The 21044-nt window shown below is 50.2% G+C and carries 12 protein-coding genes and 1 pseudogene; 9 read left to right on the forward strand and 4 right to left on the reverse strand.

The window, feature by feature from the left end; genetic code table 11:
* Position 1: 1 nt before the first annotated feature.
* The 3 genes from DWX62_RS18110 to hemW all read right to left on the reverse strand — a co-directional run bounded on the left by DWX62_RS18110 (position 2) and on the right by hemW (position 2503).
* Entirely contained in the window at positions 2–520 is a 519-nt protein-coding gene (locus DWX62_RS18110) for a DUF4974 domain-containing protein (RefSeq protein WP_005833280.1), read from the reverse strand.
* A gap of 286 nt (positions 521–806) precedes the next feature.
* Positions 807–1352: an RNA polymerase sigma-70 factor gene (locus tag DWX62_RS18115; RefSeq protein WP_005833278.1), complete on the reverse strand. Its 546-nt coding sequence runs from the start codon at positions 1350–1352 to the stop codon at positions 807–809.
* Between the two features lie 20 nt (positions 1353–1372).
* A complete protein-coding gene (gene hemW / locus DWX62_RS18120; protein WP_119993524.1) occupies positions 1373–2503 on the reverse strand; it encodes a radical SAM family heme chaperone HemW in 1131 nt (376 codons plus the stop codon).
* A gap of 505 nt (positions 2504–3008) precedes the next feature.
* Here hemW and DWX62_RS18125 point away from each other — a divergent pair.
* From DWX62_RS18125 to DWX62_RS18165, 9 genes are all read left to right on the forward strand, one after another.
* Positions 3009–4262 (forward strand): DUF2264 domain-containing protein, encoded by a 1254-nt coding sequence (locus tag DWX62_RS18125; protein ID WP_061411251.1) that lies wholly within the window; start codon positions 3009–3011, stop codon positions 4260–4262.
* Complete coding sequence (locus DWX62_RS18130) at positions 4255–5586, forward strand: BNR repeat-containing protein (protein ID WP_120141496.1); 1332 nt, start codon at positions 4255–4257, stop codon at positions 5584–5586. The genes DWX62_RS18125 and DWX62_RS18130 overlap by 8 nt, the downstream gene beginning before the upstream one ends.
* Before the next feature lie 17 nt (positions 5587–5603).
* The gene (locus DWX62_RS18135; protein WP_120173057.1) at positions 5604–6731 is read left to right on the forward strand and encodes a glycoside hydrolase family 88 protein; all 1128 of its coding nucleotides are present in this window, start codon (positions 5604–5606) and stop codon (positions 6729–6731) included.
* Between the two features lie 122 nt (positions 6732–6853).
* Positions 6854–8782, forward strand: coding sequence for a family 43 glycosylhydrolase (locus tag DWX62_RS18140; RefSeq protein ID WP_229122389.1), 1929 nt, complete (start codon positions 6854–6856; stop codon positions 8780–8782).
* A 30-nt stretch (positions 8783–8812) separates the two neighbouring features.
* The gene (locus DWX62_RS18145; protein ID WP_120173058.1) at positions 8813–10759 is read left to right on the forward strand and encodes a glycoside hydrolase family 97 protein; all 1947 of its coding nucleotides are present in this window, start codon (positions 8813–8815) and stop codon (positions 10757–10759) included.
* A gap of 225 nt (positions 10760–10984) precedes the next feature.
* On the forward strand, positions 10985–13525 hold the full coding sequence (locus DWX62_RS18150; protein ID WP_035449162.1) for an alpha-L-arabinofuranosidase C-terminal domain-containing protein: 2541 nt from the start codon (positions 10985–10987) through the stop codon (positions 13523–13525).
* A 49-nt stretch (positions 13526–13574) separates the two neighbouring features.
* Positions 13575–15566, forward strand: coding sequence for a glycoside hydrolase family 127 protein (locus DWX62_RS18155; RefSeq protein WP_016273052.1), 1992 nt, complete (start codon positions 13575–13577; stop codon positions 15564–15566).
* A gap of 54 nt (positions 15567–15620) precedes the next feature.
* Positions 15621–17570, forward strand: coding sequence for an alpha-L-arabinofuranosidase C-terminal domain-containing protein (locus tag DWX62_RS18160; protein WP_005830131.1), 1950 nt, complete (start codon positions 15621–15623; stop codon positions 17568–17570).
* 178 nt (positions 17571–17748) lie between these two features.
* Positions 17749–20844 carry a glycoside hydrolase family 2 TIM barrel-domain containing protein gene (locus DWX62_RS18165; RefSeq protein WP_120173059.1) on the forward strand — a complete coding sequence of 1032 codons (3096 nt, stop codon included), beginning with the start codon at positions 17749–17751 and terminating at the stop codon, positions 20842–20844.
* Between the two features lie 125 nt (positions 20845–20969).
* Here the strand turns inward: DWX62_RS18165 and DWX62_RS18170 are convergent.
* A pseudogene (locus DWX62_RS18170) lies at positions 20970–21044 on the reverse strand (DNA-3-methyladenine glycosylase I); the annotation flags it as partial.

A 21044-nucleotide genomic window follows, 5' to 3' on the forward strand; every position in this document is an offset into this window, starting at 1 on the left:
GTCAGTTAAGTTTAGTAGTAAGGATAATAGTGTTGTTTTCTTTTTTATAGGTAAAGTTGCCGGCGTCCTTCAGTAGGTCGAGGATTTCTGTAAGACTCTCCCCTTCGCGGAAGGTAGCTGTCATATGATAGTTCTTCAGGCTGTCTCCTTCGATACGTATATCGGTACGGAACGTTTCGGAAAGTTGACGGACGATTTCCTGCAAGGGTTGCTGATCGAATGTCAGTACGCTATGAATTACTTGGGTTTCCTCGGTAGTATGTATGGCTTCTGTGGGAATGGCTTCCCGTGGTGGTGCTACGTATAAGAACTGATAGGCTGCCCAGCTCGTTACACAGAGCAGGACTACGGCTGCGGCACTGGCTGTACGCATCCAGAACCGCTTCATGCTGCGGCGCTTTAGCAAACGGCTTTCCAGCAGCCTCCAGCTGTTCTCTGCCGTAAAGCGTCCTCGTGGGGAACGGGTAGAAGCAACCAGTTTGTTCAGTACCTTGTCGAAATTCTCGTTATTCACTTTCATTTTTGGCAATTTATTAAGAGCCTATGACTCCTTTTCTGCATGTAAAGACAGCTCCTTTTCAGGAATTCCCTATGCCTATATCCTGAAATAATGTTAATCTAAAGCTCTTTGTCCGTGAAAGTCCGTCCTGCCTACGTATGACTTCCTTGTTTCTCTGTTTCAATCAATAGGGAAGGTGTGCTCGAGATGTGCATCTCATGTTGTGCGAGATGTGTATCTCATGCAGCTCGAGATGTACATCTCATACATGCATACGCGGCTTCTTGCAAGGAAGATGAAGCAGAGTTCACTCCGTCAGCAATGCTTCCTTGAGTCTTGTGAGTGCTTTTTGCAGTTGCGCGTCTACTGTCTTTGTGCTGATGTTCAGCTCCTCCGCCACTTGTGCATAGCTTTGTTTCTCTTCGCGCAGGCGGATGAATACTTCACGGCAACGCTCCGGCAGGCGGTCGAGCGCCTTGACATATCGGGCAAACAGTTCTTCGCTGATAAGAGTGTCTTCGGGGGAATCGGCCTGGCCGGAAACTTCGGGAAGCTGTTCGGACGAGAGTGTAGGGTGCCGGTTCTCTTTTTCCAGGTAATTGAGGGAGGCATTTTTGGTAAGGATAAAGCAGTAATCCTCTATGTTGTTCACTTCCGGCAACAGGGCGCGTTGTTCCCAAAGCTTCATGAAGACGTCGAGCACAATTTCTTGCGCCCATTCTTCGTGCTTCACGAAATAGCAGGCAATACGGAACAAGCGGTCGTAGCACAGATTGTAGAAACTGTGAAAAGCCCGTTCCGAGTCTTCTTCCTTCATTTGGCGCAAGTAGCGTCTGACTTCTTGTTCGGTCATGCAGTCTCCCGGTTTTGCTGTTAATCAATGAACATCAGGTCGCTTATTATGCCGTCCGAAACAAAGATACCTTCCCGGGTCAGGCGCAGGCGGTCTGCCTGCATCTCCAGTTTGTGGCTTTGGAGGTAGGGGGCTGCCATTTTCGTGCAATATTGGCACAACTCTGTGCCGAAGGCTTCTTCCGTATATGTCAGGGAGATTCCCCACATGGTACGCAGGGAAGTCATGATGTATTCATTGTAACGGGTCACTTTATCCAGAATTTCTGTTTCGGAGGAACGGTGCCCCTCTTCAATGGACTTTATGTATCCTTCCAGAGAAGCTGTGTTCCATTCCCTTGTCTCCGCATTGAAGGAGTGGGCTGAAGGGCCGCAGCCCAAATACGGAATGCCTTTCCAGTAAGCAGTGTTGTGGCGTGAGTACATGCCGGGCTTGCAGAAGTTGGATATTTCGTAATGCTCATACCCCGCGGCTCCCAGGGTGTCCATGAGCACCGAGAAGAAGCGCAGGCTACTCTCTTCGTCCACTTCGCTGATACGATGGCTCTGCAGCATTTCGTAGATGCGGGTGCCTTTTTCGTAAGTCAGATGATAAGCGGAGATATGCTCCACATCAAGGCCGACGGCTTGTTGCAGGTCGCGTTCCCACCGTTGGTCTGTTTCATCCGGTAGTCCATAGATGAGGTCGATGCTGATATTCCGGAAGCCGGCTTGGCGGAGGCGGTGTATGGCTGCGATGGCTTGCGCGGCATTGTGCCGGCGGTTCAACAGTTTCAGGGTGGGGGCGTCGAATGTCTGTATCCCCATGCTTATGCGGTTGAAGGGGAGGGTGCGCAGCATGGACACATATTCTTCCGTCAGGTCGTCGGGATTGGCCTCGAGGGTAATTTCTTCGGCATGTTCTGTTCCATACACCTCTTTGATAGTCCGGAATATCTGCTCGAAATCTTCGTGAGCGAGCTGTGAGGGAGTTCCTCCGCCAAAGTAGATGGTCTCTATCGGTTCTTCCTTCAGATAACCCTTGCGGGTTTTCAGTTCAGTGCACAAGGCACGGATGTACTGCTGCTTCAATTCGCTGCGAGTGGTGGAATAAAAATCGCAATAGATACAGCGTGTCTTGCAAAAAGGTATATGAATATAGATGCCTGCCATGGTATGCTTATGGATATTTGTTGCAAAAATAGTCTTTTGGCAGGAGAATATATCGGTTTTCGGGACATTTAATGTAATATGGAAGTAGTCAGTGTCTTGGTGGATATTCTCAGTTTTGTCTGTAATCCGGAAAAATAGAACATTTTTTGAGTCGTATGGAAATTCATTATTCCGAATAAACTCCTTTCCTTTGTTATCAGAAAAAGGAATGGGTGTCTATTAAAATAATGAGTAATATGTTTGAAGGACTTGACTTTTGGTTTGAACAGATTATAGCTTATTGCATTGCCCTCGTACTGGTGCAGTTCATGAAGAAACAAATATAGCGGCAAATACTTTATTCACTTCCGTCGTAGCACGGTTTAATCTTAGGATTTTTCTTGTGATTTCTGAGCTTTTGGGGCACTAATGACCGATATTTACCCCTTTTTGAAACAATAGTGCCCCCGAAATTACCGGGAATGGGGTAATTTTGCAGTATTGAAAAACAAACTTAAATAATATCATGAGAAAAAGTAACTACTTATGGCTGCTGCTGGTGGCAGTTTTATTGCTGCCTGCTCAGGAAATGGCTGCCAAGAAGAAAAAAGAGAAGGAAGTGACAGACCGCGAACTTTGGGCCGGGGTGTTGTATCAAATGGCTGCTCCGGTACTGAGCAATATGAGTGAAGGGAAGCTCCAGGAAAATATGCAGGTGGAGCTTAGTCCCACTTGGGATGGACGCGACAAACGGGTGACCTATATGGAATGTTTCGGCCGTCTGATGGCGGGGTTGGCGCCCTGGCTCTCTTTGCCGGACGATGACACTGCCGAAGGCAAGCAGCGCAGGCAGCTCCGCGAATGGGCATTGAAAAGTTATGCGCAGGCGGTAGACCCGGAAAGTCAGGATTACCTACTTTGGCGGAAAGAGGGGCAGCCGCTGGTCGATGCTGCTTATGTTGCTGAAAGCTTCCTGCGAGGATACGATGCTTTGTGGGTGCCTCTGGATAGTTTGACTAAACGGCGTTACATTGAAGAGTTCACCCAGTTGCGCCGTGTGGACCCTCCTTATACCAACTGGCTGCTGTTCTCGTCTACGGTAGAATGTTTCCTGCGCAAGGCTGGTTCCAAGAGTGATGCTTACCGTATTGTCTCCGCTCTGCGCAAGGTGGAAGAGTGGTATGTAGGTGACGGCTTCTATAGCGACGGACCGGGATTTGCCTTTGACTATTACAACAGCTTCGTACTCCATCCCATGTATGTGGAGTGTCTGGAAGTCTTTACGAACAGTGGAAAAAATAAGATATGGAATGCGCCGGATTGCAATTTCCAGCGTGCCCAGAAGCGCATGCAGCGTTTCGGCATGATTCTGGAACGTTTCATCTCTCCCGAGGGGGCCTTCCCCGTATTCGGGCGTTCCATTACCTACCGCACCGGTACCCTCCAACCATTGGCTTTGTTGGCATGGCGTGGATGGTTGCCCAAGGAATTGTCGAACGGACAGGTACGTGCTGCCATGACAGCTGTCATCAACCGTATGTTCGGTGACAACCGGAACTTCAACGAGAAAGGTTTTCTGACATTGGGATTCAATGGTTCCCAGCCTCATATCTCCGACTGGTATACTAACAACGGCAGCCTTTACATGGCTTCCCTGGCATTCTTGCCCCTGGGCTTGCCCGCCGACCATCCGTTCTGGACAGATGCTCCGCAGGCATGGACCTCGAAAAAGGCGTGGGGTGGTGAAGAATTCCCCAAAGACCATGCCTATTATGAGTAAGACTGATTCATTTTTTATAGTATTTATATTAATTGTTTGGGGGATTGGTGGATTTCCGGTGGCACTCTGTGCACAGGGTGCTGCCGGTGTCCTTCCCGAAACGCATCTGGTGGAAGTGGGGAAAGGATACAGCCAGACTTCCGTCAACACTGCCGTATTCCGTAATAATTCGCTGGTGACGCAAGGTGACGAGCAATACATCAGTTACTATGATGCGGAAGGGTTCCTGACTCTTGGAAAACGGAACCTCCATGCCGGACAGTGGACACTGCACCGCACACAGTATAAAGGGAATGTGAAGGATGCCCATAACGTCATCAGCATGATGCTGGATGGTGACGGGTATATTCATGTAGCCTTCGACCATCACGGACAGCCCTTGAACTACTGTCGCAGCATTGCACCCCATTCACTGGAATTGGGTGAGAAGGAGCCCATGACGGGCGTGGATGAAGGCAATGTAACCTATCCGGAGTTTTATCTGCTGTCCGGAGGCGACCTGCTGTTTGCATACCGTTCCGGTTCTTCCGGCCGGGGCAACCTGGTGATGAACCGCTATTCCTTGAAGGAGAAGAAATGGAGCCGTGTGCAGGATGTACTGATTGATGGCGAGAACAAGCGCAATGCTTACTGGCAGCTATATGTAGATGAGCTTGGAACCATCCATCTGTCGTGGGTCTGGCGCGAGACTTGGCATGTGGAAACCAACCATGACCTATGCTACGCCCGTTCCTTTGACAATGGCGTAACATGGTATAAGGCAAATGGCAAGAAATATGATTTGCCCATCCGTCTGGGTAATGCAGAGTATGCCTGCCGCATTCCTCAGAATTCGGAACTGATAAACCAGACCAGCATGAGTGCCGATGCAGGCGGCAATCCGTACATTGCTTCCTATTGGCGCGACCCGGACAGCGACGTCCCGCAATACTGGATTGTCTGGCATGACGGGCAGATGTGGCACAGCCGCCAGGTCTCCGGGCGTACCACTCCGTTTTCCCTGAAAGGTGGAGGCACGAAGATGATTCCGATGGCCCGTCCGCGCATCGTAGTAGATGGCGGGGAGATATTTTATGTATTTAGGGATGAAGAACGGGGGAGCAAAGTCTCTTTGGCGCACGCTACGGATGTGGCAAACAGTAAGTGGAGCATCAGCGATTTGACCGACTTCACTGTCGGTGCCTGGGAACCGTCTCATGACACGGAATTGTGGAAGAGCAGGAAGCGGCTGCATCTGTTTGTGCAGCATGCCAAGCAAGGAGACGGAGAGCGGGTTGTGGAGTTTGCACCGCAACCGGTATATGTATTGGAAGTGATAAGATAAAAGAACAGTATTAGTATATGAAAACGACATGCTTATTTTTATTGGGTTTGGCTTTTTGCTGGGGACTGTTCTCATGCACCGCTCAGCAGCCGAAACCGGAAGAAGTGATTGAGATTATCAATCGGGTGAACAACTATTGGCAGGAGACCCATCCGCAACATGGGCGCTCTTTCTGGGACAATGCCGCCTATCATACGGGAAACATGGAGGTGTTCTTCCTGACCGGTAATCCGGAATGCTATGCCTATTCCGAGGCGTGGGCAGAACATAATGAATGGAAAGGCGCGAAGAGTGACAACAAGGAAGAGTGGAAGTACAGCTATGGGGAGAGTGATGATTATGTGCTTTTCGGTGATTATCAGATTTGTTTCCAGACTTATGCGGATTTGTATACCGTGAAGCCGGATTCCGGGAAGATAGCCCGTGCGCGCGAAGTGATGGAATACCAGATGAGTACGGACAAGAACGATTATTGGTGGTGGGCGGACGGACTTTACATGGTAATGCCCGTTATGACAAAGATGTACAAGCTGACCGGCAATCCGTTATATCTGGAGAAACTGCATGAATACTGGACCTATGCCAACAGTATCATGTACGATTCGGAGGAAGGCCTATACTATCGCGACGGCAAATATATTTATCCAAAACACAAAAGTGTGAATGGTAAGAAAGACTTCTGGGCACGTGGCGACGGTTGGGTGCTGGCTGCTTTGGCAAAGGTACTGAAAGACCTGCCCGAAACAGACCAATACCGCCAGGAGTACATAGACCGCTTCCAGACGATGGCCAAATCCGTGGCTGCCTGCCAGCAGCCGGAAGGCTACTGGACACGCAGTATGCTCGACCCTGAGCATGCTCCCGGTCCTGAAACCAGCGGTACGGCTTTCTTTACCTATGGTCTGTTATGGGGGATGAACAACGGCTTGCTGGACAAGGCTGCTTATCAACCCGTAGTGATGAAGGCGTGGAATTATCTGACTACTGTAGCCTTGCAGCCCGATGCCCGCATAGGGTATGTACAGCCGATTGGCGAGAAAGCCATTCCCGGACAAGTGGTTGATGCCAACTCTACTGCTAACTTTGGGGTAGGGGCATTTCTGCTGGCAGCTTGTGAGATGGTGCGTTTTTTGAATGCCGACTGATTGGAGAGATTAAATAAGTGTATATGTTACACAACATATACACTTTCTTTGTATTATAATGTATATAGTGTTAATTTTACACCCGTTAAAAGGTTTAATATAAAAAGATTATGATTGTACGGATGAAAAACACTTTCCGGATGCTTTTGGCGGCAATGTTATTGTCGTTGTTTGCACTTCCGGGATATTCCTGGCAAAAATCCTTTCCCGAAAAAGATTATGTAGCTTATTTGTTCACTTATTTCACTGGGAATAGTGGCGATGAAGAAGCTGTGCGCTATGCTGTAAGCATGGACGGTTATACCTACTGGGCATTGAATGATAATGAACCGGTAATCGACTCGAAAGTCATCAGCTCCACCGGGGGAGTCCGCGACCCGCATATCCTTCGTTGCGAGGATGGCAAGACTTTCTATATGGTAGTGACAGATATGGTTTCAGCCAATGGATGGAGTTCCAACCGTGCCATGGTTTTGCTGAAATCTACCGACTTGGTCAACTGGTCCCACTCCGTTATCAATATACAGAAACGTTATTCAGGTCAGGAGGATTTGAAGCGTGTATGGGCTCCGCAGACTATCTACGACCCGGAGGTGGGAAAGTACATGGTGTATTGGTCCATGCTGCATGGCGATGGAGCCGATGTCATATATTATGCTTATGCCAATGCGGAGTTTACGGATTTGGAGGGAGAGCCCAAGCCATTGTTTCTGCCGGAGAACGGGAAATCGTGCATCGATGGAGACATTGTCTATAAGGATGGTGTTTTCCACCTTTTCTATAAGACGGAAGGGCATGGAAACGGCATAAAGGTGGCCACCACCCGTTCCTTGACCTCCGGGGCATGGACGGAAGAACCCGATTACAAGCAACAGACTAAGGAAGCCGTAGAGGGTGCGGGCACTTTCAAACTGATAGGGCAGGATAAGTATATCCTGATGTACGACGTCTATATGAAAGGAAGCTATCAGTTTACGGAAACCACTGACTTGAAGAATTTTAAGGTGATAGACAGCGAGGTGAAGATGAACTTCCATCCCCGTCATGGGACCATTATCCCCATTACCCGCCATGAGCTGTTGCGCATTACCGATGAATGGGGCAAGCCGACAGAACTGGGCGCATTGCCCAACAATCCCGTATTGCCGGGTTTCCATGCCGACCCGGAAATCCTTTATTCCCATCAGACCCAAAAGTATTACATCTATTCTACTACGGACGGACAGCCGGGTTGGGGAGGCTGGTATTTCACCGTATTCTCCTCCACGGATTTGAAGACCTGGCAGGATGAAGGCGTCATGCTGGACTTGAAGTCGGAGCAAGTGCCCTGGGCAGATGGCAATGCTTGGGCGCCTTGCATTGAAGAGAAAAAAGTGGACGGTAAGTATAAATACTTCTTCTATTACAGTGGAAACCCCAAGAATGGCGGCGGCAAGCAGATTGGAGTGGCTACGAGCGATTCTCCGGCCGGCCCTTTCACCGATTTGGGACGCCCTGTCGTTACTGCTTCACCCGTCGGTGGCGGGCAACAGATTGATGTGGATGTGTTTACAGACCCTGTTTCGGGCAAATCCTATCTTTACTGGGGCAACGGCTACATGGCAGGTGCCGAGCTGAACGACGATATGGTGTCCATCAAGGAAAATACCGTTACGGTGATGACACCGGCGGGAGGCACCTTGCAGGACTATGCTTTCCGCGAAGCAGCCTATGTCTTTTATCGCAACGGGCTCTACTATTTCATGTGGTCGGTAGACGATACCGGTTCGCCCAATTACCATGTGGCATACGGTACATCCAAGTCGCCGCTCGGTCCTATCGAAGTTGCCAAGCAACCCGTTGTGCTGATTCAGAATCCGGAAAAGGAAATTTACGGTCCGGCACACAACGCTGTATTGCAGATTCCCGGTACAGATGAGTGGAGAATCGTTTACCACCGTATTAATAAATGGTACTTGAAAGATGGCCCCGGCGTTCATCGTGAAGTCTGCATAGACCGGATGGAGTTCAATGAAGACGGAACCATCAGGCCGGTGGTGCCTACCTTTTAATTTAATGATATAACATAATAATTTAATACCATGAAGAATAGATTGAAATTACTGGTTTGGTTGTTTGCCCTCTCAGGTCCGCTGGCAGCACAGAGTGTATCTGTCAATGGTCCGGATGGAAAATTGCAGCTTACGGTATCCTGCCCGTCAGCCAACGGCGAAGTGTCTTACGCCGTCACCTACAATGGAAAGCAAATGCTGGAATCTTCTCCCTTGGGGATGGAGACAAATGTGGGTGATTTCTATAGAGGATTGCAGTTGAAGGAACATAAAGTCACAGCTCTCGATACGGTTTATGAACAATCCCGGATCAAAGCTTCGCGCATCCATTACTGGGCAAACGAATTGCTTTGTTCATTCGTCAACGGTGAGGGGAAGAATGTGCAGATAACTTTCCGCGTCAGCAACAATGACGTGGCTTTCCGTTACACCCTGCCGAGGGAGCAGGGAAAAGGAAGCGTCACGGTGAACAGCGAACGGACCGGCTTCCGCTTCCCGTCGCAGACCACCACTTTCCTTTGTCCGCAGAGCGACGCCATGATAGGGTGGAAGCGTACCAAACCCAGTTACGAAGAAGAATATAAGGCAGATGCCCCGATGAACGAACGTTCGGGTTATGGACATGGATATACATTTCCCTGCTTGTTCAAGGTGGGGGATGACGGCTGGGTACTGCTCAGTGAAACCGGAGTGGACAGCCGTTATTGTGGCTCGCGTTTGAGTGATTGGGATAACGGCGTGTATCGCATTGCTTTCCCCATGCCGGAAGAGAACAACGGCAATGGAACGGTGGCACCTGCCTTTTCCCTGCCGGGCTCCACGCCGTGGCGTACTGTGACGGTGGGGGAAACCTTGAAGCCGATTGTGGAAACCACCGTCCCCTGGGATGTAGTGGAACCACGCTATACCACCACCCATGATTACAAGCCGGGCCGTGGCACATGGAGCTGGATTCTCTGGCAGGACGGCAGCATCAACTACGACGACCAGGTGCGCTATGTTGACTTGGCAGCCGCCATGGGATACGAATATGTATTGATTGACAACTGGTGGGACAACAACATCGGTCGCGACCGCATGGAACAGTTTATCAAGTATGCCCGTAGCAAGGGTGTGGAGGTATTCTTGTGGTATAGCTCCAGTGGTTACTGGAACGATATAGAGCAGAGTCCCGTCAACCGGATGGATAACTCCATTGCCCGCAAGCAAGAGATGCGCTGGTTGCAAAGCCAGGGTGTGAAGGGTATCAAAGTAGACTTCTTCGGCGGTGACAAGCAAGAGACCCTGCGTTTGTACGAGGAGATTCTGAGCGATGCCGACGACCACGGTCTGATGGTTATCTTCCACGGCTGTACCTTGCCTCGCGGCTGGGAACGGATGTATCCCAATTACGTAGGCAGCGAGGCGGTGCTGGCTTCCGAGAATCTGGTATTTAGCCAGCATTTCTGTGATAACGAGGCGTTCAATGCCACGCTGCACCCTTTCATCCGCAATGCTGTGGGATGCATGGAGTTTGGCGGTGTGTTCCTGAACAAGCGTTTGAACCGCAGCAACGATGGCGGAACTATTCGCCGCACCACGGACATCTTTCAGCTGGCAACGGCAGTGCTGTTCCAAAATCCTATCCAGAACTTCGCCTTGGCACCTAATAACTTGACGGATGCTCCGCAAATCTGCCTCGACTTTATGAAACAAGTGCCCACTACTTGGGACGAGACCCGTTTCATTGACGGCTATCCGGGGAGATATATTGTTCTTGCCCGTCGTCATGGAAACACGTGGTACATAGCCGCTGCCAATGCAACGGTGGAACCGTTGAAACTGAAACTTGACCTTCCTATGCTGGCAGGACAAGAGGTGTCTCTGTATAGTGATGACAAGAAGATGCAGCCTCAATTAAAGCTGCAGAAGATAAAGACTGACGGCTCTCTGCAACTCACGGTTCAGCCGCAGGGAGGGGCGGTAATCGTGGAATAAAGAAGGCATGGAGCAACCCTTGTTTTGTAATGATATGTCATAACGGATTACTCCTTTTGCAAATCTTTGATTATCAAAGGTTTATAATTGTCCTGATTCAGTCGTATACTGAATGGCATTCACTATACGACTGAACCCTATTCACTATACGACTGAATGGCATTCAGAATACGGCTGATTGTGACTATCGAACTAAATGTGAATGATTAATACCGACTTAATACCATGAATAGATTCTTGAAATTATTGTCCTTGTGTCTGTTCTTGACACTGACCGTTCCTTTGCAGGCTGTGACGAATGGAGTGGCGAATGAACCCGATTCAGTCTACCTCTTTTCCTACTCCCATGCCGACGGCAGTGGCGGTCTGAAACTAGCCTGGAGTCCCGATGGCAACCGATGGTTCAGCGTGGCAGAGGGCAGCTCCTTTGTCAACTCGGACTTCGGCCCCTGGGGGCAAATGAAGCGGATGCTGAAACCGCACTTGATGCAGACCCGTGCCGACGACCGTTGGCACTGTATCTGGGAACTGACGGAAAGCGGAAACTCCCTTGCATACGTCGAGTCTCCCGACTTGCTGCAATGGAAAGCGCAGAAATACTTTGACCGTTCTCGCCTTGCCGAATACCGGCCGGCGGAGGTCTATCCTAACGTGCGGAAGGAGGTTCTGCTGAACGGTACCGTACAGCAGGGTTGGATGCAGCGTGTACCGTATGCCACGGTGCAGCGTGTCATCTCCTTTGCAGAGCATAAGAAGTACCGCCAGGCACTCCATGCCGAACGTACCGAGCAAGACCCCGTACGTTTTGCCGGACTGAAACCGGTGGAGGCGACTATCGAAGTGGAGACGGAATGTGCAAAAACCATCAGCAAGCATCTGATAGGTATTTTCTTCGAAGACATCAACTATGCTGCGGATGGAGGACTGTATGCCGAGCTGGTACAGAACCGCGACTTCGAGTATTCGTCTAAGGACGGTTCACACCAAGGTTGGGACGGCACATATGCCTGGGCGGTGAAAGAGGGGAATACTTCGGCTGCCGTTACCATTGCCGCTGCCGACCCCATTCATCCCAATAACCCTCATTATGCCGTATTGGAGGCGCGTCCCGGAGTGACATTGCAGAACGACGGTTTCGACGGCATCAGCTTGAAGAAAGGGGAGAAGTACGATTTCTCTCTCTTCGCCCGCGTGGCACCGGGCAGCAAGGGAGGCAAGGTGGTTGTTTGCCTGCTCGACCAGACGGGCCGTGAGATTGCCCGCTCTTCCGTCAATGTGTCCTCCAAAGAGTGGAAGAAACAGCAGACGGTGCTGACGGCAAACGCCGATGTGCGTGCCGCCGTGCTCTCGCTTCAGCCGCAGACGGTGGGGACACTGCATCTCGATATGATTTCCCTTTTTCCGCAAAATACATTCAAGGGCCATAAGAACGGCTTGCGTGCCGACCTGGCGCAGACGCTTGCCGACCTGCATCCACGCTTCGTCCGCTTCCCCGGCGGCTGCGTGGCTCATGGCGACGGCATCGACAATATCTATGATTGGAAAGGCTCTATCGGACCGCTTGAAGCCCGTAAGCCGTTGCGCAATCTGTGGGGGTATCATCAGACACGCGGACTGGGCTACTTCGAGTACTTCCGCTTCTGCGAAGATATAGGTGCCGAACCTCTGCCGGTATTGGCAGCGGGCGTGCCGTGCCAGAATTCGGGCACACACTCGCACTATGCCGACAACTGTCCGCAGGGGGCCAACAAGGAACTGATGCGCTACGGCCAGCAGGGTGGCATCCCGATGGAAGAGATGCCTGCCTATATCCAGGATGTGCTCGACCTGATAGAGTATGCCAACGGCGATGCACGCCGCACCGTGTGGGGCAGGAAGCGTGCTGAGGCAGGCCATCCCAAGCCTTTCAATCTGAAGTATATCGGCATCGGCAACGAGGATATGATTACCGAAGTGTTTGAGGAGCGCTTTGCCATGATATACAAGGCTGTCAGGGAGAAGCATCCCGAAATTACGGTTGTCGGCACTGTAGGTCCCTTCTACGAAGGCACGGACTATGCGGAGGGCTGGCGCCTTGCCACGGAACTGGGCGTGCCCATGGTGGACGAACACTATTACGTGGATCCGGGCTGGATGATTCACAACCAGGACTACTACGACCGTTATGACCGTACCAAGTCCAAGGTCTATCTGGGCGAATATGCCGCCCACCTGCCCGGACGTCCCAACAACATAGAGACAGCGTTGGCAGAAGCTCTCTATCTGACTTCGGTGGAACGTAATGCCGATGTGGTGGAGATGACCTCGTACGCCCCGTTGCTGGCGAAGGAAGGCCATACGCAGTGGAATCCCGACTTGATTTATTTCAATAACACGGAAGTGAAGCCTACCGTGGGCTACTACACACAGCAGATGTACGGACAGAATGCGGGTACGCAGTACATCACCTCGCACGTCACACTGAATAATGGGCAAGAGGCTGTCCGTAAGCGCGTCGGTGTTTCGGTGGTAAAGGATGAGGCCACGGGTGACCATATCGTAAAGCTGGTGAACCTGCTTCCGGTGGAGGTTTCCTCTACAGTGAAGCTGAAGGGCATCGACTTGCAGAATCCCTCGGCAGTGAAGACGCTCCTGACGGGTGACCCGAAAGACAAGCAGGCACGTTCCGTGACTTCCGCCTTCGACATCGGCGGTACGGAGTTTCCTTATACCTTGCCTGCCTATTCGTTTACGGTGATACGTATCCATGAGAATAAGGGGAAATAAGGATAAATCCGTGTAATTCCGTGCGTGGGAACTTAAGAACTTAAAAGATATGATACGATTATTGACTTTGGCACTTGTTGCAGCCATGACCGGCAGTGTGTCGGCACAAAAGCAACAGACTTTGCATTCCGGTTATCCCATCGACCCGGTTCCTTTCACTTCAGTGAAGGTGACGGACAGTTTCTGGGGACAACGCTTGAAGGCAAGCCGCGAGGTAACCATCCCGTTGGCTTTCAGTAAGTGTGAGGAAACGGGACGTTATGAAAACTTTGTGAAAGCTACTCATCCCAGTGATGAGTATAAGGTGGGAGGCTTCTCCTTTGACGATACGGATGTCTATAAGACGATTGAAGGTGCAAGTTACTCCTTGCAGACTTACCCGGACAAGAAACTGGAAGAATATATCGACAGCGTATTGGTCATAGTGGCCGCCGCCCAAGAACCGGACGGGTATCTTTACACCGCACGTACCATGAACCCCAAGCATCCGCACGATTGGTCGGGGCCGGAACGCTGGTCGGAGGTGGAGAATTTGAGCCACGAGTTCTATAATCTGGGTCACATGGTGGAAGGGGCTGTGGCTTATTATCAAGCTACAGGCAAGCGGAACTTCCTGGATATAGCTATCCGTTATGCCGACTGCGTATGCAAGAATATCGGTGAAGGCCCCGGACAGAAGCGTGTGATTCCCGGACATCAGATTGCCGAAATGGCATTGGTACGCCTCTATACCGTGACAGGAGATAAGAAATATCTCGACCAGGCCAAGTTCTTCCTCGACGCGCGCGGCACTACGGCACGCAAGGACATCTATTTGCAGTCGCACAAGCCTGTACTGGAGCAGGAAGAGGCAGTGGGACATGCCGTACGTGCCGGTTACATGTATTCCGGTATGGCTGATGTGGCTGCCATTACGGGTGACAGCTCCTACATCAAGGCTATCGACAAGATATGGGAGAATATCGTCGGCAAGAAGATATATATTACCGGCGGTATCGGTGCGCGTCATGCGGGCGAAGCTTTCGGTGATAACTATGAATTGCCGAATCTGACTGCCTACAATGAGACCTGTGCCGCCATCGGCAATGTTTACATGAATTACCGCCTCTTTCTGCTGCATGGCGATTCCAAGTATTTCGACGTGCTGGAACGTACGCTTTACAACGGATTAATCTCCGGCGTTTCATTGGACGGAGGCAAGTTCTTCTATCCCAATCCGTTGTCTTGCGATGGTAAGTATCACTTTAATGCCGACCATACGATTACACGTCAGCCGTGGTTTGGTTGTGCCTGCTGTCCCAGCAACATCAGCCGGTTCATTCCTTCTTTGCCGGGATATGTGTATGCCGTGAAAGACAATCAGGTGTACGTCAACCTTTTCTTGTCCAACCGTGCCGAGCTGAAGTTGAATGAAAAGAAAGTGGTGCTGGAGCAGGAAACCGGATACCCCTGGAACGGAGACATTCGTGTGAAGGTGGCTCAGGGCAACCTGCCGTTTACGATGAATATCCGTATTCCGGGTTGGGTGCGCGGCAGTGTACTTCCGAGTGACCTTTATTCGTATGCCGACGACCTGAAGTTGGGCTATCGTGTATTGGTGAATGGCGAGGAGGTGACCGGTGAACTTCGTAAAGGCTATCTCCGGATAGACCGGAAGTGGAAGAAAGGGGATGTGGTAGAGGTGCATTTCGACATGCAACCCCGTGTGGTGAAAGCCAATGAAAAAGTGGTTGCCGACCGTGGACGGGTGGCCGTTGAGCGTGGTCCTATCGTTTATTGTGCCGAGTGGGCCGATAATGATTTTAATATACAGAATATCATCCTGAACCGTCATCCGAAATTCCAGGTGACGGAGAAGCCCGAACTGCTGTATGGCATCAACGAAATTACCACAGAAGTGCAGGCTCTTGGTTTTGATGCTGCCGGAAAGTTGGCAACCAGAGATGTGACGCTGACCCTGATACCTTATTATGCATGGGCACACCGGGGTGAGGGCAAGATGGATGTATGGTTGCCGGTAAATAGGATTGATGTAGAATAGGTAAGTATGTCGTCATAATTTAGCTTATGCTATCGTTATAAACAGATTAAAACCATGAAAAGACTTTTATTTCTATTGACATTGTTCGTTGTTCTTGGCATGCAGGCGCAACAGCATGTGATGACTGTTGATGTATCAAAACCGACGGCTCGGATAAATCCTGCCATGTATGGAATCTTCTTCGAAGACATTAATTTCGGTGCGGACGGTGGTTTGTATGCCGAACTGGTAAAGAACCGCTCTTTTGAGTTCCCGCAGCCGCTGGTGGGGTGGATACCTTTCGGCGAGGTGACGGTACAGGACGAGCGGCCCTGCTTCGACCGCAATCCGCATTATGTGCGCATTACCAATGACGGCTGTCTTTTGCGTGCCGGACTGGATAATGAAGGTTATCGTGGCATCGGCCTGAAAAAAGGAGAAGATTACCGTTTCTCCGCCTATGTCCGTACGCCGGATACCAAACCAATGAAGCTTTCCGTCGAACTGGTGAATTCCAACGGAGAGAATCTCCTGAAGAAGGAACTGGAAGTGAAAGGCAGTGAATGGCAGAAGCTGACGGCTGTGCTGAAAGCTCCTTTTACCGATGTTCGCTCGCGTCTGCGTGTTGTGTTGCAGACGGAGGGTACGGTAGATATGGACCACATCTCTCTCTTCCCGGTGAACACTTGGAAGAAGCGTGAGAATGGATTGCGTGCCGACTTGGTACAAGCCCTCTATGACCTCAATCCCGGAGTATTCCGTTTTCCCGGCGGTTGTATCATCGAAGGCAACAGCCTTGCCACCCGTTATCAATGGAAGAATTCCGTGGGTCCGGTAGAGAACCGTCCTTTGAACGAAAATCGCTGGAACTATACATTCAAGCATAAAGCTTTCCCGGATTATTTCCAGAGTTACGGACTTGGCTTTTACGAATATTTCCTGCTGAGTGAAGACCTCGGTGCAGAGCCTCTGCCGGTACTGAGCTGCGGGCTGTCCTGCCAATACGAAAGCAACGAAGTGGTTCCCCTTGGAGAACTCGGCCCGTACGTGCAGGATGCCCTCGACCTCATCGAGTTTGCCAACGGTGCTGCAACCTCCAAGTGGGGAAAGGTGCGTGCCGATATGGGACATCCCGAACCGTTCGGTCTGAAAATGATTGCCATCGGCAATGAACAGTGGGGGGAAGTCTATCCCGAGCGTCTGGAAGTGTTCACGAAAGCCATCCGTGCGGAATATCCCGATATGCAGATTGTAGGTTCTTCCGGTCCGAGTGCAGATGGGGACAAGTTCGATTACCTCTGGCCCGAAATGAAACGCATCGGGGTGGATTTGGTGGACGAGCATTATTATATGGCTCCCGACTGGTTCTTTGCCAATGCTGCCCGCTATGATGACTATGACCGTAAAGGACCGAAAGTCTTTGCCGGTGAATATGCATCGCATGACCACCCCACCGGGAAAGCCAATAATTTCTTGGCGGCACTGTCCGAAGCAGCTTTTATGACGGGACTGGAACGTAATGCTGATGTGGTGCGCCTGGCTACCTATGCTCCGTTGTTTGCCCATGTGGATGCCTGGCAGTGGAATCCCGATTTGATTTGGTTCGACAATCTCCGTATGATGCGGACTCCCAACTATTACGTACAGCAGATGTACGGTATGAATGCCGGAACAGATGTGCTGAACCTGCAAATGGACGGAAAACCCGTGACGGGGCAGGACAGCCTTTATGCATCGGCAGTGCTGGATGCTCCTACGGGAGAAGTAATTCTGAAGCTTGTCAATGCGGGCAGCAGATCGGAGAAGGTACAGATAGAGTTCAGCGGATTGAAGAAGCGGCAGCTTGTCTCGGGTTCCTGCACCTATTTGCAAAGTGATGACTGGAAAGCCAAGAATACACTGGAGCAGGAGGCTATTGTTCCACGTATTCGTCCGGTGGAGGTGGCTTCCCGTTCTCTGAGCCTGGAGCTTCAGCCCCGTTCGTTCGGAGTCTATCGTTTGCGGATAAGTACTCAATCAAAATAAATTCCCATTTAGTCACCTAATTTAATTATGTGAACTAGTTATGAACACTTATTTAAAGAATTAAATTCAGCCTTTTTTGAACGATTATTCTTCCTTTTAATTATAGGATAGGCGTATCTTTGTGACGGCATACCGGTTCTGCTTGTATGCCGTTGCTAATTTTTATAAACTATTTACCATGAAGAAACATTTCATTACCGGACTGCTTGCGACTTTTGCCATTGCCGCAAGCGCACAGTCCTTCACTGAATGGCAAAACCCTGAAGTGAATGCCGTGAACCGTGCTCCGATGCACACCAACTATTTTGCCTATGAGTCGGCAGATGCTGCGGCTCGTGGAGCAAAAGAACATTCTTCCAATTACATGACTCTGAACGGTATCTGGAAATTCTTCTGGGTGAAGAATGCCGATGCCCGTCCCACGGATTTCTGGAAAGTGGGGTTCAACGACAAGGGATGGAGCGATATGGCCGTTCCCGGTATGTGGGAACTGAACGGTTTCGGCGACCCTATCTACGTGAATACCGGATATGCCTGGCGCAATCAGTTCAAGAACAATCCACCGCAGGTGCCAACGGAGAATAACAATGTAGGTTCCTACCGTCGTGAGATTGTAATACCTGCCGACTGGAAGAGTAAGGACATCATGGCTCATTTCGGTTCCGTGACTTCCAATATGTATTTGTGGGTAAACGGCAAGTACGTAGGTTATAGTGAGGACAGCAAACTGGAGGCTGAATTCAACCTGACACCCTACTTGAAGCCGGGACAAAAGAATCTGATAGCCTTTCAGGTATTCCGCTGGTGTGACGGGACGTATCTGGAAGACCAGGACTTCTTCCGTTATAGCGGTGTAGGGCGCGATTGCTACTTGTATGTTCGTGACAAGAAGCGCATTCAGGACATCCGTGTCACTCCCGATTTGGATACTGCTTATAAGAACGGTTCCCTGAAAGTACAGCTTGATGTGAAGGGTGGCGGCAATGTCAGTCTTGAACTGCTGGACGCTGCCGGAAAACAGGTGGCTACAGCTGTCGCTAAAGGTAGCGCTACTGCCTTGATAAATGTGGAGAATCCTCATAAGTGGACGGCGGAAACGCCTTACTTGTATACCCTGCGTGCCACTTTGCAAGGCAGCAGTGAAGTGATTCCCGTAAAGGTGGGCTTCCGAAAGATAGAGCTGAAAGGAAGTCAGATACTTGTCAACGGCCAGCCCGTTCTCTTCAAGGGAGCCAACCGCCACGAGATGGATCCGGACGGTGGTTACGTCATTTCTCGCGAACGCATGATTCAGGATATTCAGGTGATGAAGCAGTTCAACCTGAATGCCGTGCGCACCTGCCACTATCCCGACAATAATCTCTGGTACGACCTCTGCGACCAATATGGTATTTACGTAGTGGCCGAAGCCAATATCGAATCCCACGGAATGGGTTATGGGGAAGAGACACTTGCCAAACGTGAGGACTATAAGAAAGCACATATGGAGCGTAACCAGCGCAATGTGCAGCGTAGCTTCAATCATCCCAGCATCATTTTCTGGTCTTTGGGCAACGAAGCCGGCTATGGCGCTAATTTCGAAGCTGCCTACGATTGGATAAAGGCTGAAGACCCGAGCCGTGCCGTACAATATGAACAAGCCGGTAAAACAGGCAAGACAGACATCTATTGCCCGATGTATTATGGCTATGACGGATGTAAGAAATACAGTGAGGATGATTCTATGACAAAGCCCCTGATTCAGTGCGAATATGCTCATGCGATGGGAAACTCGCAAGGAGGTTTTAAAGAATATTGGGATTTGGTGCGTAAATATTCCAAATTCCAAGGTGGCTTTATTTGGGATTTTGTTGATCAGTCTGTACGTTGGACAGGAAAAAACGGTAAGATGATTTATGCCTACGGCGGTGACTTTAACCGTTTTGATGCCAGCGACGGTAACTTCTGCGATAACGGTCTTATCAGCCCCGACCGTGTGCCCAATCCCCACATGTATGAGGTAGGCCGTATCTATCAGGACATCTGGACTACTCCGGCCGACTTGAAGAACGGTGAAATCAATGTGTTCAATGAATACTTCTTCCGTGATCTTTCTGCCTATTATATGGAGTGGGAGGTACTGAAAGGCGGTAAGGTGATACGGACCGGTCGTGTGGATAATCTGAATGTAGCTCCCCAACAGACAGCCAAAATCAAGTTGGACTTGGGCAAGACTTGCCAATGCACCGAGTGGTTGCTGAATGTTTCCTATAAGCTGAAGAACCGTGAAGGATTGCTTTCCGCCGGACATGTAGTGGCAAAAGACCAGTTGACGCTCAATCCTTACCAAGCTCCTTCCATGGAATTGAAGAACTGCGAACAGAGCAATATCGAGATGACGGCTCCCCAAGTACAGGATAACGATTGGAACTACCTCATCGTCTCCGGTGATGCTTTCCGTGTAGAAATCAACAAGCACAACGGTTATCTGACTAAGTACGAAGTGAATGGCCGGGATATGATTAAAGACGGCGAGGCTTTAAAACCAAACTTCTGGCGTGCGCCTGTTGACAACGACTACGGTGCCAATCTGCAACGCAAATATATCGCTTGGAAGAATCCGGAAATCAAACTGACCTCTTTCAAACAGCGCACGGAGAACAATCTGGTGATTGTAGAATCTGCTTACGACATGCCGGGTGTTTCAGCTAAGCTGAACCTTGTTTATGTCATCAACAATGCCGGTGCCGTCAAGGTGACCCAGAAGCTGACTGCCGACAAGAATGCCAAAGTATCGAACATGTTCCGTTTCGGTCTGCAGATGCCTATGCCGCGCAGCTTTGAAACCGTTGAATACTATGGACGCGGTCCGGTTGAAAACTATATTGACCGTAATCATTGCGCCGACTTAGGCATTTATCGCCAAAGTGTGGCCGAGCAGTTCTATCCCTACATCCGTCCGCAGGAAAATGGAACAAAGACCGATATTCGTTGGTGGAAGATGTTGGATCAGTCTGGTAATGGCATCAAGATTGTGGCAGCCGCTCCCTTCTCCGCATCTGCCTTGCACTATACCATCGAGTCTTTAGATGAAGGCTGGAGCAAAGAGCAAGGACACTCGCAAGAGGTGGATGAAGCTGATTTGACTAATCTCTGTATCGACAAGGTGCAAGCCGGTCTGGGTTGCGAAGACAGTTGGGGACGTATAGCCCGTCCGGAATACCTGGTGCCATACGCTGATTATGAGTTTACGTTCATCCTTTTTCCCGTATGCCATAGTATCGGAATAGAATAACATTTCTTCTCAGTGTATTACATACTGAGAAACAGATTTTATAACACTGAAGCGGTCGCCTTTCCGATGGGGGAGGGTGACCGCTTTGTGTTGATGTTTTGCTTGCTTCTGTATATTTCTTTGTTTTATTGTTTCTGATTTCGGCAAATGCAATCCGTCAGATGGTCGTTGATAAACCCCGAAGCTTGCAGATGGGCATA

It is taken from the genome of Bacteroides sp. AF20-13LB (assembly GCF_003603065.1).
GTDB classification, from domain to species: domain Bacteria; phylum Bacteroidota; class Bacteroidia; order Bacteroidales; family Bacteroidaceae; genus Bacteroides; species Bacteroides uniformis.